The sequence below is a fragment of the Rhodoferax sp. genome, assembly GCF_028715765.1.
Taxonomy (GTDB): domain Bacteria; phylum Pseudomonadota; class Gammaproteobacteria; order Burkholderiales; family Burkholderiaceae_C; genus Rhodoferax.
Genome location: NZ_JAQURE010000030.1, coordinates 25,011 through 40,607, shown reverse-complemented (window position 1 = coordinate 40,607; position 15,597 = coordinate 25,011). Strand labels below are relative to the sequence as shown.

Sequence of the window (15,597 nt, the reverse complement as noted above, 5' to 3'; positions counted from 1 at the left end):
CTCACCTCCAGACTGTTGGATAACCGTATGATTTCAAACGGAATTTCTAATGGTATCCATTAGAAATCTGCACTGGGAGGTTTGCACCACTTTTCTTTTGAAAATCCTAATGGACTATCTGGGTTGATGGATGTGGCGGTGCGGCGCCGGTTTGCCTTTGTGACGATGTGGCCAGACCTTGCCGTGTTGCGTGACCCAGCCCAGGCTTGCCCGCTGATGCTGCAAACCTTTACACAGCTGCTGAATATTTTTGTCATGCATGCGGCAGATGACGGTTTTCAACTGTTGCCTGGGCATGCCTATTTTTTGGAAGTGGATGAGGCTCGTGCCAAGGTCAAGCTGCACACCGAGCTCAAACCCCTGCTACTGGAGTACATCGCCCAAGGCCATGTAAGTGGCTTTCGCGATGAAATTTACGCCTTCATTGACGGCCTGCCCGAATAGTCATGGCCAGCGCAGGGCTCATACAACCCGTTCGGCGGCTGCCAGACAGTGCCCGCAGTTTTGTACCGGCTGCCGCGTGGTTTTTGGATGCCAAAACAGAGCCGCGAAAGGTGCAAGAGCTTTCGCAGCGGCGCAGCGAAGATTTTTTGCGCATGAACGGCGGACTGTTGCGTGACTTTGGTGTGCACGGACAAGTGGGCACATCGCAAGGTGCCATGGGTGTCTGGCTCGACACCGACACCCACATTGGCGCCTTGCCACTGCTCTCGCCCGCCACGGCCAAGCCTGATTTGGGGCTGGTGATTGAGCCACGTTTTAGCTGGCGCAGCGCAGGCGACATGCTCAGCGGCACGGGGTTTCGGATCACGCCAGAGATTTTGCCAATATCCCGCATGGTGGCGCAGTCTGACCGCCTGATTCCCCCCTGGGTGCTCAGTGCCACGGTGCTGATGCGAATTGCCGCTGTGGTCAAGCAACTCAATCGCCGCTTTGAGTTTCAAGACGATGTGCTGCCTGCGCCCAAAGGCCAAGTGCAATGGGCGCGCTACGTGACGGCACACGTGGCCCGTGGCCAGTGGTTGCAAGTGCCTTGCCGCTTTCCAGACCTGCTACCAGACGCCAAGCTGGGTGCCGCGTTGCACTGGACCGTGTTGTGTCATCAAGGTGCGCTGCGTGGGCAGCTTGGGCGCCATGAGGTGGTGCGGCAACTGCTGCAACGCTGCGACAGCTTGCTCACGGTGCTGCGTCAGTTTGCGCCCCTGCGCCCGGCACCTGGGTGGCATGTGCCGTCTGGCACGGCTCAGGCAGAGGTTTTTCGCAAGGGCTTGGAGGCCATTGAGTGGACTGCAGATGAGCGTGGTTTGGGCGGCACCAGTGACCTGGCTGGCTTGCCCTGGCGCATGGACATGGCATCGTTTTTTGAAGCTTGGGTGGAAGCCATTGCGGAACATGCGGCGCGCCAGACAGGTGCCACCCTCAGCACGGGGCGGCGTCAGGAAACCACAGTGCGCTTGCATTGGCAGCCTGCCAGGTATGGCACCCAGCGGTCATTGATTCCTGATGTGGTGTTGCATCGACCTGGCGTGACGGTGGTGATCGACGCCAAATACAAACGCCACGCGCAATTGGTGGGCTATGGCTTGTATGGCGCAGGACACCATGACTGGCAAGCGCAGCACCGTGATGATTTGTTGCAGTGCCTGGCCTACACCAGTTTGTTTGACACCCCCAGAGTGGTGGCATGCTTGGCTTACCCTGCGCCCGATGCAAAGTGGCGGCACATGCAGCAAGAGGGCCGGGTGTTGTCACGCGCCACAGTGCGCCATGGCCTGCGTCAAGTCGAAGTGGCTTTGCTGGCTGTGCCCATGTCTGGAAAGGTCGAGCAAGCTGCGAAGTCAATAGGTGAGTTGTTGGCGTGAAGTACAACCGCCAAGAGAAACGGCTTTACCCCTTGGCCAGCCGCGGTTTGCAATCCGCACAAAAGAAAAACAACGCATTCAAGTAACGCTTGTAAAGCCCTTTGCTGCGCAGTTTGTGCTGGCCGCATTGGATGCAGCTCAGGGTTTCCCCAGAGCTGCTCATGCCGCGAAACGGCGAGCCGTTTTGTTTGCTGGTGTAGCGCAAGCCGTTGGGCGATATCTCAGAGGTGGCAGTGTGTGGCATGTATCCGGTGTGTGCAGGCTAAAACTCCATCATGACCGGATTAAATTTCACTTTTGTGACTTTCAAGATGGCCATCTTCCGGTCGCTATGAGACGTTCGATGGTTCTGCCTGTAGACCGGCCATTCCCTTGAAGTTGCGCAGCAGGTCGAGCGAAAACACCTTGGCAAAACATGGCGTTTCATTCCATGTTTTGCCAGGATAAATTCACGCCATTGGCCTATACCCCGCGCGCTCGGTCGGCCTTGAACTGCGCCCGAAACGCGCCAAACGTACCTGCGTCCAGGGCGGCGCGCACCTCGCGCATCAGGTTCAGGTAATAGTGCAGGTTGTGGATGGAGGACAGCATCGGGCTGAGCATTTCGCCGCAGCGGTCCAGGTGGTGCAGGTAGGCGCGGCTGAAACCGCCGCTGACCGTGCCGTTTGGGCGCGTGATGCCTTTGCAGGCATAGCAGGTGCAGGTGGCATCCAGCGGGCCGTGGTCTGACTTGTGGCGGGCGTTGCGCATTTTCAGGTCGCCAAAGCGGGTGAACAGCGTGCCGTTGCGGGCGTTGCGCGTGGGCATGACGCAGTCAAACATGTCCACACCCTGCGCCACGCCTTCGACCAAATCTTCAGGCGTGCCGACACCCATCAGGTAGCGTGGCTTGTGCCAGGGCAGGCGGTGTGGCGTGTGCGCCATGATGCGCAGCATTTCGTCCTTGGGCTCGCCCACGCTCACACCCCCCACGGCGTAACCGGGGAAGTCCATTTCCACCAGAGCCTCAAGCGACTCCTGGCGCAAGTGCTCAAACATGCCGCCTTGCACAATGCCAAACAGCGCGTTGGGGTTTTCCAGTCGGGCAAACTCGGCTTGGCTGCGTTGGGCCCAGCGCAGGCTCATTTCCATGCTTTTGCGCGCTTCAACCTCGGTGGTGATCTGGCCTTTGGTCTTGGGCTCCACCGACAGGTAGGGCGTGCACTCGTCCAGTTGCATGGCAATGTCGCTGTTCAATGTGGTCTGGATTTGCATTGACACTTCGGGCGACATGAACAGCTTGTCGCCATTGACCGGGCTGCTGAAGTGCACACCCTCCTCAGAAATTTTGCGCATCGCACCCAGGCTCCAGACCTGAAAGCCACCCGAGTCGGTGAGGATAGGTTTGTTCCAGCGCTCAAAAGCGTGCAAGCCGCCAAAGCTTTGCATCACGTCTTGTCCGGGGCGCATCCACAGGTGAAAGGTGTTGCCCAGAATGATTTGTGCACCCATGTCTTCCAGGCTTGACGGCATCACGCCCTTGACCGTGCCGTAGGTGCCCACCGGCATGAAGATCGGCGTTTGCACCATGCCGTGGTTCAGGGTGAGCGTGCCACGGCGGGCGTGGCTGCCGGCGTAGCCAGTTTCGGGCACGGGCGGGTCGGTGCGGAGCTGGTCAAACTGCACCACCGGCTGCGTTGGGTGCGCGTGGGGATGGTCGTGATCGTGGGGGTGGTCGTGTGTCATGGTGGTTCAAAAAAGCTTGGTCGGTATTGTCTTTGATCTGATGGCGAGCCAATTCTCAGTGGCACAGTCACTGGTAGCCGTGGGGCGGAACAGCCTGCCCAGTGAAAAGTCCAAACGAGGATGGCTACTGATGGCTTGAGGTGTTGGTGCTTCATCCGCTTTACGACTATGATTTACTTTACATATTATTTTGTAAAGGATTTCATCATGTTGGCTGAAGCAGTTGTATCAAGCAAAGGGCAGGTCACGCTGCCCGCTGCCATGCGCGCCAAACTGGGCATCAGCGCGGGTTCGCACATCAAATTCGAGTTGCGCGGGAAAGAGCTGGTGATCAAGCCGGAGTTGCCGATGCGTGCGTATTACGGGATGCTGAAAAAGTACAACCTGAACCCGGCTGATCTGGAAATTGAAAAAGAACCCGATCGGGAGTTTGAATGAACGTCGTTGATGCATCGGGTTGGATCGAGTTTTTTCTGGCCGGTGCCAATGGGCCCAAATTCAAGCCCGTCATTGAGCAGCGCAACGCCTTGTTCGTCCCCGTGATTGCCCTGTTTGAAGTGCACAAGGTGCTGAGTCGCAAAGTGCCACCCGATGCTGTGGCGCAGTGCCTGGACGTGATGCGTCTGGGGCGTGTGCTGGAGATCACCGACCGACGTGCGGTGGCTGCGGCTCAAGTGGCGGCAGCGCACCGCCTGGCCATGGCCGATGCCATGATGTACAGCCTGGCGCAAGAGCTGGGTGCCACGTTCTGGACACAAGACATTGACTACCAGGGCTTGCCGGGGGTGAACTACTTTGCCAAACCGTCAGCTCGCCCGCTGTAGCAGCATGGCATCGCCATAACTGAAGAATCGGTACTGGCTGTTGATGGCGTGGGCATACAGCGCCATGATGTGTTCATAGTCGGCAAAGGCGCTCACCAGCATCATCAGGCTGGACTTGGGCAGGTGAAAGTTGGTGATGAGCGCATCCACCAGCTTGAAATCAAACCCCGGTGTGATGAAGATTCGGGTGTCACCGGTGGCCTGGCCACTTTGGGCCCAGGATTCGAGCGTGCGCACGCTGGTGGTGCCCACTGCAACGACGCGGCCACCGCGTGCGCGGCAGTCAGCCACGGCTTGCTGGGTGGCAGCGGGCACGTCATACCACTCGCTGTGCATCTGGTGCTCGGCCAGGTTTTCGGTCTTGACCGGCTGGAACGTGCCAGCACCCACATGCAGCGTCACATGCGCACGTTGCACCCCTCGGGCATCAATGGCGGCCAGCAGGGCTTCATCAAAATGCAGCGCAGCGGTGGGGGCGGCCACGGCGCCCATATTTTTGGCAAACACGGTTTGGTAGCGTTGCGCGTCCTCGGGGGAGTCGGCGTGGGTGATGTAGGGTGGCAGTGGCACATGGCCGTGGCGCGCCATCAGGGTGTAGGGGTCGTCACCCGCATCGTTGGAGAGCACAAAGCGAAACAGCGGGCCGGGTGCATCAGGCCAGCGCCCCAGCAAGGTGGCGCTTAAGTTGTCGTTGCTGCCAGGCGCAGCCACCAGGCGCACGGTGCTGCCCACCTCTGGCTTTTTACTGACACGCATGTGCGCAGCGACCTGGTTGCCGCCCAGCACGCGCTCAATCAACAGCTCCAGCTTGCCGCCGGTGGCCTTTTCGCCAAACAGGCGGGCGTTCATGACGCGGGTGTCGTTGAACACCATCAGGTCGCCGGGATGCAACAGCGCGGGCAAGTCGCGAAAGATACGGTCTACAGGCGTGCTGCCTGTGCCGTCGAGCAGCCGCGAGGCGCTGCGCTCCGGCGCGGGGTGCTGGGCAATCAGCTCGGGGGGCAACTCAAAGTCGAAGTCGCTAAGTACAAAAGTGCGGCGGGTGTCTGGATGTAGGGTGTGCATGGTGCTTGAGGGGTGAACGTGCCCCGTGCCAAGTGAAAGAGGGGCGCATTGTCGCAGTCTGAGCATGACTTGCGCACAACCGCCCCAGTGTTGTTGCGCCCTGCCGTGCGTGTGCACTGTGTTTGGCATGCCAAGCAAAGTGGGCAAAATCCAGCCATGTCAACCGCCCCCACTCCACCAGTTGCCAAGCCCTTGACTGGCCCGCAAAAGGCGTTGCGCAAGCTGGGGTTGAACCGCCCCATTGACCTGGCGCTGCACCTGCCACTGCGCTATGAAGACGAAACCCAGTTGGTCAAGCTGCACCAGGTGCGCGAGGGCGATGTGGCGCAGGTGGAAGGCCGGGTGACCCATGCCGAGGTCAAGCTGGGCGGCCAGCGCCAGCTGATGGTGACGCTGGACGATGGCACTGGCACCTGTTTGCTGCGGTTTTTTACCTTTTACCCGGCGCTGCAAAAGACCCTGGCCGTGGGGAGCCAGGTGCGGGTGCGCGGCGAAATCCGGGGTGGTTTTGCTGGTTTGACCCTGATGCACCCGGTGGTCAAACCCGCCGGCGGTGAGCTGGCCACCGCGTTGACGCCGGTGTACCCCAGTGTGGCGGGTTTGCCGCAAAGCTATTTGCGCCGCGCCGTGCAAGCCGGTTTGGCGCGCGCTGAGTTGTCTGACACCGTACCAGTGCATTTTTTAGAAGAAATAGGCCTTCAGCGCTTATGGAATATGCGCAAGGTGCTCTCTTTTTTACACACGCCAACGCCTGATGTGGCATTGGCCGCATTGCAAGATCACACGCACCCGGCGTGGCAGCGGCTCAAAGCTGAAGAGCTGTTGGCACAGCAGTTGTCGCAACTGCAAGCGCGCCGGGCGCGGGCTCTGCTGCGTGCACCACGGTTGGCACAAGCGCCGGGGAGTCAAACCCTGGCCAGTCGGCTGCTGGCGGCCTTGCCATTTGGGTTGACCCAAGCCCAGGTGCGCGTGGTGGCTGAGATCACCCAAGACATGGCGCGCCCGGTGCCCATGCACCGCCTGTTGCAAGGCGACGTGGGCGCTGGCAAAACCGTGGTGGCGGCGTTGGCGGCGGCGGTGTGCATGGATGCCGGGTGGCAGTGCGCGCTGATGGCGCCCACTGAAATTTTGGCGACCCAGCACTTTGCCAAATTGGTCGGCTGGCTGCACCCTTTAGGCATCACCGTGGCCTGGCTCACTGGCAGCCAAAAAGCACGTGAGCGGCGCGAGATGTTGGCGCTGATTGCCAGCGGCCAGGCGCAGCTGGTGGTGGGCACGCACGCGCTGATTCAAGACAAGGTGCAGTTCAAGCATTTGGCGCTGGCCATCATCGACGAGCAGCACCGCTTTGGCGTGGCACAGCGGCTGGCCTTGAGGTCAAAAATGTCCGAAGACGCCAGCGCCATGAATTTGGAAAGTGAGCCTGCTACCGGGCCGGAGCCCCATCTCTTGATGATGACGGCCACGCCTATTCCACGCACACTGGCCATGAGTTACTACGCTGACCTGGATGTGTCCACACTCGACGAGCTGCCGCCTGGGCGCACCCCCATCATCACCAAAGTGATCCATGAGGCGCGCCGCGACGAGGTGATCGCCCGCATCAGCAGCCAGCTGGCGCAGGGGCGGCAAATTTACTGGGTTTGCCCTTTGATTGAAGAAAGCGAGGCGTTGGACTTGACCAACGCCACCGAAACTCATGCCCAGCTCAGCGCTGCGTTGCCGGGGGTGATGGTGGGGCTGCTGCACTCGCGCATGCCGATGGCCGAGAAAAAAACGGTGATGAGCCTGTTTACTGGTGGCCAAATGGGCGTGCTGGTCAGTACCACGGTGATTGAGGTGGGTGTGGATGTGCCCAATGCGTCGTTGATGGTGATTGAACACGCCGAGCGTTTTGGCCTGAGCCAGTTGCACCAGCTGCGTGGGCGGGTGGGTCGCGGCGCGGCCGCCTCGGCCTGTGTGCTGCTGTATTCAACGGGTGACGCGCCGCGGCTGGGTGAAACCGCGCGTGCCCGCCTGCGCGCCATGGCTGAGAGCAACGATGGTTTCGAGATTGCCCGGCGCGACCTGGAAATTCGTGGCCCAGGCGAATTCATGGGCGCGCGCCAGTCGGGCGATGCCATGCTGCGTTTTGCCGATGTGGCAGAAGATGCCGCGTTGCTGGACTGGGCCCGGCGCCTGGCACCCCTCATGCTTGACCAGTACCCGGCGCTGGCCGAGCAGCATGTGCAGCGTTGGTTGGGTAGCAAGGCCGAATTTTTAAAGGCATAAAGCGCCAGTTTTGAGGCAATGTGGCGCGGCGTTAAGGCCCGGTTTGGTAATGCTCGCGGCGCCGCGCTTCTGAGACAAACTCGTCTAGTTCTGGGTCCATGGCGTGCCGCGCCGACACCACGCCGATGGCCTGGCCCTGCTCTATCACAGGCAAATGCCGCACACCATGCGTGTGCATTTTGATCAGCGCGGTGCCAAAAGCGTCTTCCAGACCGATGGACTGCGGGTGGTGGGTCATGGCGGTTTGCACTTGCGTGGTATGCGGGTCAAGCCCCTGGCCGATGACCCTGAAAACCACATCACGCTCAGTCAGCACGCCAACCAGCTGCGCATCGTCAATGACCCAGACCACACCAAAATGTTTGTGCGCCATCAACTGGGCGGCCTGGCTGATGGTGTGGTCGGGTGAAACGGTGATGAATTTGTTGCGATCCATGACGCTTTTCACGGGTAAATCAAACATGGGGAACCTCCGGGCGTTCATGCTAGCGAGCAAGCCCACACGCATATTGACCGGCGTCAACCTTCAGCTTGGTGGAGACCCTCAACCCACCCTTGCGCCAACTCAAGGGCTGACATCGAAACGTCTTGTTGGGACAGGGTGGTGTCAGGGCTGGGCATGCCGCGCCCTGCTCTGGGTGAAAATACCCGGATGACCTTGACTGAACTCAAATACATCGTGGCGGTGGCGCGTGAACGCCACTTTGGCAAAGCGGCTGAGGCCTGCTATGTGTCGCAACCCACCCTGTCGGTGGCAATCAAAAAGCTTGAAGAAGAGCTGGATGTGAAGCTGTTCGAGCGCAGTGCCAACGAGGTCACGGTCACGCCGTTGGGCGAAGACATCGTGCGCCAGGCGCAAAGCGTGCTGGAGCAGGCCGCAGTGATCAAGGAAATTGCCAAACGTGGCAAAGACCCGCTGGGCGGCCCGCTCACGCTGGGGCTGATTTACACCATTGGCCCCTATTTGTTGCCCGATCTGGTGCGCCAAATGATCACCCGCACACCGCAAATGCCGCTGATGCTGCAAGAAAACTTCACTGTCAAATTGCTGGAGATGCTGCGCACGGGCGAGATTGACTGCGCCATTTTGGCTGAGCCTTTTCCAGATGCCGGGCTGGCTATTGCGCCGCTGTATGACGAGCCGTTCATGGCCGCATTGCCCTTTCATCACCCGTTGGCAGCGCAAACGCAGGTCACCAGCGAGGCGCTGAAAAACGAGACCATGCTGCTGCTGGGCAGTGGCCACTGTTTCAGAGACCATGTGCTGGAGGTGTGCCCCGAATTTGCCCGCTTTTCAAGCAACGCAGAGGGGATTCGCAGAAGTTTTGAGGGCTCATCTCTCGAAACCATCAAGCATATGGTGGCGGCCGGCATGGGGGTGACGCTGGTGCCGCGTTTGAGTGTGCCCAAAGAAGCCTTCAGCACCCAACGCAAACGCGACGAAGACCCGTATGTGAAGTACCTGCCGATTGTGGACAAGGACAGTGGCGCACCCCCAACCCGGCGCATTGTGCTGGCCTGGCGGCGCAGCTTTACCCGCTACGAAGCCATTGCCGCCCTGCGCAACGCCATTTACGCCTGCGAGTTGCCGGGTGTGACGCGTTTGTCGTGAAGTTTGGGGTCTCAAAAAGATGCATTTTTCTGGCAAATTTAAGTTGTATTTGGCTTTGATCCGTTGGGATCGGCCTGCGGGTTGGCTGCTGCTACTGTGGCCAACACTGAGTGCGCTGTGGGTGGCCGCGGATGGTTTTCCGGGCTGGCATTTGCTGGCGGTGTTCGTGGCGGGTACGATTTTGATGCGCAGTGCTGGCTGCTGCATCAACGATGTGGCTGATCGCGAATTCGACAAACATGTCAAGCGCACTGCACAGCGGCCGGTGACCACCGGCGCAGTGTCGGTGAAAGAGGCTTTGGCTGTGGGGGCGGTGCTGGCGCTGCTGGCGTTTGGGCTGGTGCTGAGCACCAACACGCTCACGGTGGGCATATCGGGTGCGGCGCTGGCCATCACACTGGCTTACCCTTATGCCAAGCGCTACGTATCAATGCCGCAAGCCGTACTGGGGGTGGCCTTTGGCATGGGCATTCCGATGGCGTTTGCTGCGGTGCAGGGCGAAGTGCCGGCACTGGCCTGGGTGCTGATGCTGGGTAACCTGTGCTGGGTGTTGGCCTATGACACCGAGTACGCCATGGTGGATCGCGACGATGATCTGCGACTTGGCATCAAAACCTCGGCCATCACGTTGGGCGCCTGGGATGTGCCGGTGGTGCTGCTGTGTTACTTGTTATTTATAACAATATGGGCTGTAGCCCTTATTTCATATGCTCAAGGAGCTATGTTTTACATAGCTATTCTGGTAGCTTTGGCGCAGGTGCTGTGGCACTTTACGCTGATCCGTAGCCGCAGCCGTGAAGGCTGCTTCAAAGCTTTTCGGCTGAACCACTGGCTCGGCTTTGCGGTGTTTGCGGGCATTGCAGCCAGCTACTTCGTTCAATAGCCAACAGCCTGTTGCTGCGGGCTTGACCTGAAATCCAGTAAGCACTTATCTGCAGGCGCGGAGCTGCCCTGTCTTTTTTTCCTCAAGCTTTGCCGAATTCGTCGCCCAGTTGCTTGGCACGCTCGCGAGCGGCATACATGGCATCAATGAACAGGGCGCGCACGTCGTTGTCTTCCATGCTGGAAATGGCGGCAAAGGTGGTGCCGCCTTTGGAGGTGACGCGTTGGCGCAGTACCTGGGGTGAATCGCTGGAGGCTTGAGCAAGGGCACTGGCGCCAGAGAAGGTGGCCACGGCCAACTGATACGCTTGATCGCGCGTGAAGCCCATCTCCACGCCAGCCATCGTCATGGCTTCCATGAAGTAAAACACATAGGCGGGACCGGAGCCGGACAAAGCGGTGACTGCATCCAACTGGGATTCACCCTCAAGCCACAGAAATTGGCCAGTGGTTGACATCACTTGCTCAATCTGCGCCTTGTCGGTTGAGGTGACTGCGGCACGGGCAAACAGCCCACTGATGCCTTGGCCAATCAGCGCAGGGGTGTTGGGCATGGCACGGACAACTCGCTCAGTCCCCAGCCAAGCCGCAATGCTGTCGCTGCGAATGCCTGCGGCAACGCTTAAATGGAGTGCCTGGGTGGTGTGGGCAGCGACGCTATGGGCGGCTTCTTTGAAAGTTTGAGGTTTCACGGCCCAGACCACCAGCTTGGCAGCCGTCAAAAAAGCCCCGGCCTGCGGCTGGGCTGTGATGCCGAAGTTGCTTTGGAGTTTGGTGCGTGCGTCCTCAAAGGGCTCCACCACGTCAATGAGCTGGGGGCTCAGGCCCTGTTTGATCAAACCGCCAATGATGGCGCTGGCCATGTTGCCACCGCCAATGAATGCAATGTGTTGTCTCATAAAGGAATAGGTCAGCGGGAACTGATTGAGCGTTTAAAAGCACCGAGTCTAAACAAAGCGCAGACGACTGAAGTTGGAGTCAATGGGTGAACAAGGTGCAAGAGACAATACGGCGTTGCAACGCACCAAAGCCGGATCGTGGAGATGAATGAAAAAAACAAGACAAACTTGAATGTCTGAGCATTTTTAATGCATAATACAAGACTTCGCACTAAAGCGAATTATCTGCCCAAGATGCACAACGTAAGTGGTTTATGTTGTGTGTGACGGGCCCAAGACTGACTGAAAACCAAATTTGCGTTGTGCAAATAGCAAGTTTCAGTGCAAGTTGGGAATTAAACAAATGATCCAAACTGAATCTCGACTCGAAGTCGCCGACAACACCGGTGCCAAGTCCGTTCTGTGCATCAAGGTGCTGGGCGGATCTAAACGTCGCTACGCTAGCGTAGGCGACATCATCAAAGTGAGTATCAAAGAAGCTGCTCCACGTGGACGTGTCAAAAAAGGCGATGTTTACAGTGCGGTAGTGGTTCGAACTGCCAAGGGAATTCGTCGTAGTGATGGTTCATTGGTTAAGTTTGATGGCAATGCGGCAGTGCTGCTGAATGCCAAGCTTGAGCCAATTGGTACTCGCATCTTTGGCCCGGTCACACGTGAATTGCGCACTGAAAAATTCATGAAGATCGTGTCTTTGGCACCAGAAGTTTTGTAAGGACATCACATGAACAAAATTCGCAAAGGCGACGATGTGATCGTGCTCACTGGGCGCGACAAAGGTAAGCGCGGTAAGGTAACGCTGCGTAGCGATGATTCACATCTCATTGTTGAGGGTGTGAACGTTGTGAAAAAACACGCAAAACCAAACCCCATGAAGGGTGAGGCGGGCGGCATTGTGGAAAAGACCATGCCCATCCATCAATCCAACATAGCAATTTTTAATGCGGCTTCCGGTAAGGCAGATCGCGTTGGTATCAAATTACTTGCTGATGGCAAACGCACACGCGTTTACAAATCAAGCGGTGAAGAAATCAAGGTGGCATGAACATGGCTCGTTTGCAAGAAATCTACCGTGAAAAACTGGCTCCTGAATTAATGGCTAAATATGGCTACAAATCAGTGATGGAAGTGCCTCGCATGACAAAAATTACACTCAATATGGGTGTGAGCGAAGCAGTTGCAGATAAAAAAGTCATGGATCATGCAGTTGGTGATTTGACAAAAATCGCCGGTCAAAAACCCGTGGTCACCATGTCGAAAAAAGCCATTGCAGGTTTCAAGATTCGTGAAGGTCAAGCCATCGGTTGCATGGTGACATTGCGTGGCGCTCAGATGTATGAGTTTTTGGATCGCTTTGTGACAATTGCTTTGCCACGCGTTCGCGACTTCCGTGGTATCTCAGGCCGTTCATTTGACGGTCGCGGAAACTACAACATCGGCGTGAAAGAGCAAATTATTTTTCCTGAAATTGAATACGACAAAGTTGACGCTTTGCGTGGTCTCAATATCAGCATCACAACAACGGCCAAGACAGATGATGAGTGCAAAGCACTTTTGTCTGGTTTCCGTTTCCCCTTCAAGAACTGAGGTGATCTGTGGCTAAGATGGCTTTAATCGAGCGCGAGCTCAAACGAGACAAACTGGTTGCCAAATTCGCAAAAAAACATGCGGAATTGAAAGCTATTTCTACGGATGCCAAACGCACCGATGAAGAACGAGCAGTCGCGCGCTTAGGTTTGCAAATGCTTCCACGCAATGCAAACCCAACACGTCAGCGCAACCGTTGTGCAATCACAGGTCGCCCACGTGGCACATTTGCACACTTTGGTTTGGCCAGAGCAAAAATTCGTGAAATGGCATTTGCTGGGGAAATTCCTGGCATTGTCAAAGCCAGCTGGTAATCGGTAGGAGAAATAGATATGAGTATGAGTGATCCGATCGCCGACTTGCTGACACGTATTCGTAACGCTCAAATGGTTGCGAAAACTTCAGTATGTGTGCCGTCTTCAAAATTGAAAGTTGCCATTGCGCAAGTTCTCAAAGATGAAGGTTACGTTGATGACATCAAAGTGACTACAACAGAAGGCAAATCAGTTTTAGAAATTTCGTTGAAATACTACGCAGGTCGTCCTGTCATCGAGCGAATTGAGCGTGTGAGTCGTCCAGGCTTGCGCGTTTACCGTGGTAGCGATGCAATCCCGCAAGTCCAAAACGGACTGGGTGTTGCAATTGTCACCACACCAAAAGGTGTGATGACAGATCGTAAAGCGCGTGCAACTGGTGTTGGCGGAGAAGTTCTCTGCTACGTCGCTTGATACTTGACATTCAGGAGAAGTAACAAATGTCTCGTATAGCCAAAATGCCTGTCTCAATTCCATCAGGTGTGGAATTCAAGATGGATGAGCAACAGATCATCGTTAAAGGTGCTGGTGGTCAGTTGACACTTGCGCAAAATGCCTTAGTAAAAATCACCGATGTGTCAGGTTCGGTCAGCTTCACAGCTGCCAATGACTCGCGCAATGCAGATGCCCTGACAGGCACGATGCGGCAACTGGTCAACAACATGGTTCTTGGTGTGACCAAGGGCTTTGAAAAGAAGCTAACTTTGATCGGTGTGGGTTACAAAGTTCAAGCAACTGGGAACAAACTCAACTTAACAGTTGGCTATTCCCACCCGGTTGACAAGGTGATGCCTGAAGGTATCACTGTGACTACACCAACTCCCACTGAGGTGGTGATCAAGGGTGCTGACCGTCAGCGTGTTGGTCAAGTTGCTGCTGAGATTCGTGCAATTCGTCCGCCAGAGCCATACAAAGGCAAAGGCATTCGTTACGCAGAAGAAAAAGTAGCTATCAAAGAAACCAAGAAGAAATAAGGATCTGCATTATGTTGAGCAAAAAAGAGCAGCGTCTTCGCAGAGCACGTCAAACGCGCATTCGCATTGCCAATCAAGGCGTAGCGCGTTTAACGGTCAACCGCACCAACTTGCATATCTACGCAAGTGTTATTTCTGGAGATGGTTCCAAAGTTTTGGCAACAGCCTCAACCTCAGAAGCCGAAGTTCGTCAAGCCTTGGGTGCGTCTGGCAAGGGCGGTAACGTCGCTGCAGCACAAGTGGTTGGCAAACGCGTGGCTGAAAAAGCCAAAGCGGCTGGGATTGAGAAAGTGGCATTTGACCGTGCTGGATTTGCGTACCATGGCCGCGTGAAAGCGTTGGCTGAAGCGGCACGTGAAGCTGGCTTGCAGTTCTAAGCAGATCGGAAATTAAGATGGCTAAAGTACAAGCGAAAATGCAAGGTAAGGCTGATGGGCCTGAAGATGGCTTGCGTGAAAAAATGATTGCGATCAACCGCGTCACCAAAGTGGTGAAGGGTGGTCGAATTCTAGGTTTTGCAGCATTGACAGTTGTTGGTGATGGCGATGGCACTGTTGGCATGGGTAAAGGTAAATCGAAAGAAGTGCCAGCTGCTGTGCAAAAAGCGATGGAAGAAGCTCGTCGCAACATGTCAAAAGTCTCTCTCAAAAATGGTTCAATCCATCACAAAGTCATGGGTCACCATGGCGCAGCATCAGTCATGATGGCACCGGCGCCCAAGGGAACTGGCATCATTGCTGGTGGCCCAATGCGCGCTGTTTTTGAAGTGATTGGAATTACAGACATCGTTGCAAAGAGCCACGGTTCATCCAATCCCTACAACATGGTGCGTGCAACGCTGAATGCACTATCAAACGCTACTACACCTTCAAATGTTGCTGCAAAACGCGGTAAAACAGTTGAAGAATTGTTTGCCTAATCGGAGATTGTTGACATGACTTCACAAAAGAAAGTAACAGTGAAACTCGTACGCAGTCCGATTGGCTGTGCCGAGTCTCACCGCGCAACAGTTCGTGGTTTGGGCTTGCGCAAAATGCACAGCACAAGTGAGTTGATTGACACACCAGAAGTGCGTGGAATGATCAACAAAATTAGCTATTTAGTTAAAGTGCTTTAAGAGGTAAAAAATGGAACTCAATAGCATCAAGCCGGCAGACGGAGCAAAGCATTACAAACGCCGTGTAGGTCGTGGCATCGGCTCAGGCTTAGGTAAGACGGCTGGACGTGGACACAAAGGTCAAAAATCACGCGCTGGTGGCTACCATAAAGTTGGTTTTGAAGGTGGTCAAATGCCTATGCAGCGCCGTCTTCCCAAACGCGGTTTCAAGTCTGCACTGCTAAAGTTCAATGCTGAAGTAACTCTAGATGCATTGAATTCGTTGGAAGCTGGTGAAATCAATATTGTTGTTTTGAAGCAGGCTGGTTTGGTGAATGAAATAGCCAAGGTTGTTAAAGTTATTCACACCGGTACAGTTTCCAAAAAGTTCATTCTGACTGGAATTGGTGCAACTGCTGGTGCGAAGGCAGCTTTGCTGTCGGCTGGTGGTAGCCTTCAATAAATCGTTTTGGAAAAAGCTCAGTGGTA

The 15,597-nt window shown here is 56.1% G+C and carries 22 protein-coding genes; 17 read left to right on the top strand and 5 right to left on the bottom strand.

Going from position 1 to position 15,597, the window contains the following annotated elements; translation table 11 throughout:
* The first annotated feature begins 81 nt into the window (after positions 1–81).
* Positions 82–444, top strand: a complete 363-nt coding sequence (locus tag PHT20_RS11330; RefSeq protein ID WP_301020582.1) for a hypothetical protein — start codon at positions 82–84, stop codon at positions 442–444.
* A gap of 2 nt (positions 445–446) precedes the next feature.
* On the top strand, positions 447–1,862 hold the full coding sequence (locus tag PHT20_RS11325) for a hypothetical protein (protein WP_301020581.1): 1,416 nt from the start codon (positions 447–449) through the stop codon (positions 1,860–1,862).
* A 25-nt stretch (positions 1,863–1,887) separates the two neighbouring features.
* On the opposite strand, the gene PHT20_RS11320 is transcribed toward PHT20_RS11325, so the two are convergent.
* Together PHT20_RS11320 and tgt are read right to left on the bottom strand one after the other, a co-directional pair.
* A complete protein-coding gene (locus tag PHT20_RS11320; RefSeq protein WP_301020580.1) occupies positions 1,888–2,106 on the bottom strand; it encodes a hypothetical protein in 219 nt (72 codons plus the stop codon).
* A 218-nt stretch (positions 2,107–2,324) separates the two neighbouring features.
* Positions 2,325–3,587 carry a tRNA guanosine(34) transglycosylase Tgt gene (gene tgt, locus PHT20_RS11315; protein ID WP_301020579.1) on the bottom strand — a complete coding sequence of 421 codons (1,263 nt, stop codon included), beginning with the start codon at positions 3,585–3,587 and terminating at the stop codon, positions 2,325–2,327.
* A 207-nt stretch (positions 3,588–3,794) separates the two neighbouring features.
* Between tgt and PHT20_RS11310 the strand changes: the two genes are divergently transcribed.
* The gene (locus PHT20_RS11310) at positions 3,795–4,025 is read left to right on the top strand and encodes an AbrB/MazE/SpoVT family DNA-binding domain-containing protein (protein WP_301020578.1); all 231 of its coding nucleotides are present in this window, start codon (positions 3,795–3,797) and stop codon (positions 4,023–4,025) included.
* Positions 4,022–4,411 carry a type II toxin-antitoxin system VapC family toxin gene (locus PHT20_RS11305; protein WP_301020577.1) on the top strand — a complete coding sequence of 130 codons (390 nt, stop codon included), beginning with the start codon at positions 4,022–4,024 and terminating at the stop codon, positions 4,409–4,411. The genes PHT20_RS11310 and PHT20_RS11305 overlap by 4 nt, the downstream gene beginning before the upstream one ends.
* Here the strand turns inward: PHT20_RS11305 and queA are convergent.
* Positions 4,394–5,476, bottom strand: a complete 1,083-nt coding sequence (gene queA / locus PHT20_RS11300; RefSeq protein ID WP_301020576.1) for a tRNA preQ1(34) S-adenosylmethionine ribosyltransferase-isomerase QueA — start codon at positions 5,474–5,476, stop codon at positions 4,394–4,396. The genes PHT20_RS11305 and queA overlap by 18 nt on opposite strands.
* 156 nt (positions 5,477–5,632) lie before the next feature.
* On the opposite strand from queA, the gene recG reads away from it, so the two are divergent.
* Positions 5,633–7,747, top strand: coding sequence for an ATP-dependent DNA helicase RecG (gene recG, locus PHT20_RS11295; RefSeq protein ID WP_301020575.1), 2,115 nt, complete (start codon positions 5,633–5,635; stop codon positions 7,745–7,747).
* Positions 7,748–7,778: 31 nt separating this feature from the next.
* Here the strand turns inward: recG and PHT20_RS11290 are convergent, their stop codons facing one another.
* On the bottom strand, positions 7,779–8,210 hold the full coding sequence (locus tag PHT20_RS11290; protein WP_301020574.1) for a CBS domain-containing protein: 432 nt from the start codon (positions 8,208–8,210) through the stop codon (positions 7,779–7,781).
* Between the two features lie 189 nt (positions 8,211–8,399).
* Between PHT20_RS11290 and PHT20_RS11285 the strand changes: the two genes are divergently transcribed.
* Together PHT20_RS11285 and ubiA are read left to right on the top strand one after the other, a co-directional pair.
* Positions 8,400–9,359 (top strand): LysR substrate-binding domain-containing protein, encoded by a 960-nt coding sequence (locus PHT20_RS11285; RefSeq protein WP_300081659.1) that lies wholly within the window; start codon positions 8,400–8,402, stop codon positions 9,357–9,359.
* A gap of 19 nt (positions 9,360–9,378) precedes the next feature.
* Complete coding sequence (gene ubiA / locus PHT20_RS11280) at positions 9,379–10,242, top strand: 4-hydroxybenzoate octaprenyltransferase (protein WP_301020573.1); 864 nt, start codon at positions 9,379–9,381, stop codon at positions 10,240–10,242.
* A gap of 82 nt (positions 10,243–10,324) precedes the next feature.
* Here the strand turns inward: ubiA and proC are convergent, their stop codons facing one another.
* Positions 10,325–11,140, bottom strand: coding sequence for a pyrroline-5-carboxylate reductase (gene proC / locus PHT20_RS11275; RefSeq protein ID WP_301020572.1), 816 nt, complete (start codon positions 11,138–11,140; stop codon positions 10,325–10,327).
* 343 nt (positions 11,141–11,483) lie between these two features.
* Between proC and rplN the strand changes: the two genes are divergently transcribed.
* The 10 genes from rplN to rplO are packed head-to-tail and all read left to right on the top strand — an operon-like array spanning position 11,484 to position 15,571.
* Entirely contained in the window at positions 11,484–11,852 is a 369-nt protein-coding gene (rplN, locus tag PHT20_RS11270) for a 50S ribosomal protein L14 (protein WP_075585457.1), read from the top strand.
* A 9-nt stretch (positions 11,853–11,861) separates the two neighbouring features.
* A complete protein-coding gene (rplX, locus tag PHT20_RS11265; RefSeq protein WP_300081669.1) occupies positions 11,862–12,182 on the top strand; it encodes a 50S ribosomal protein L24 in 321 nt (106 codons plus the stop codon).
* Positions 12,183–12,184: 2 nt separating this feature from the next.
* Positions 12,185–12,724 (top strand): 50S ribosomal protein L5, encoded by a 540-nt coding sequence (gene rplE / locus PHT20_RS11260; RefSeq protein ID WP_301020571.1) that lies wholly within the window; start codon positions 12,185–12,187, stop codon positions 12,722–12,724.
* 8 nt (positions 12,725–12,732) lie between these two features.
* Positions 12,733–13,038 (top strand): 30S ribosomal protein S14, encoded by a 306-nt coding sequence (gene rpsN / locus PHT20_RS11255; RefSeq protein WP_301020570.1) that lies wholly within the window; start codon positions 12,733–12,735, stop codon positions 13,036–13,038.
* A gap of 18 nt (positions 13,039–13,056) precedes the next feature.
* The gene (gene rpsH, locus PHT20_RS11250; protein WP_300081675.1) at positions 13,057–13,452 is read left to right on the top strand and encodes a 30S ribosomal protein S8; all 396 of its coding nucleotides are present in this window, start codon (positions 13,057–13,059) and stop codon (positions 13,450–13,452) included.
* Between the two features lie 26 nt (positions 13,453–13,478).
* The gene (gene rplF / locus PHT20_RS11245) at positions 13,479–14,012 is read left to right on the top strand and encodes a 50S ribosomal protein L6 (protein ID WP_301020569.1); all 534 of its coding nucleotides are present in this window, start codon (positions 13,479–13,481) and stop codon (positions 14,010–14,012) included.
* Between the two features lie 11 nt (positions 14,013–14,023).
* A complete protein-coding gene (rplR, locus tag PHT20_RS11240; protein ID WP_300081681.1) occupies positions 14,024–14,389 on the top strand; it encodes a 50S ribosomal protein L18 in 366 nt (121 codons plus the stop codon).
* Positions 14,390–14,406: 17 nt separating this feature from the next.
* Positions 14,407–14,931: a 30S ribosomal protein S5 gene (rpsE, locus tag PHT20_RS11235; protein ID WP_301020568.1), complete on the top strand. Its 525-nt coding sequence runs from the start codon at positions 14,407–14,409 to the stop codon at positions 14,929–14,931.
* A gap of 15 nt (positions 14,932–14,946) precedes the next feature.
* Positions 14,947–15,129, top strand: a complete 183-nt coding sequence (gene rpmD / locus PHT20_RS11230; protein WP_300081687.1) for a 50S ribosomal protein L30 — start codon at positions 14,947–14,949, stop codon at positions 15,127–15,129.
* Positions 15,130–15,139: 10 nt separating this feature from the next.
* Positions 15,140–15,571, top strand: a complete 432-nt coding sequence (gene rplO, locus PHT20_RS11225) for a 50S ribosomal protein L15 (RefSeq protein ID WP_301020567.1) — start codon at positions 15,140–15,142, stop codon at positions 15,569–15,571.
* Positions 15,572–15,597: the final 26 nt, after the last annotated feature.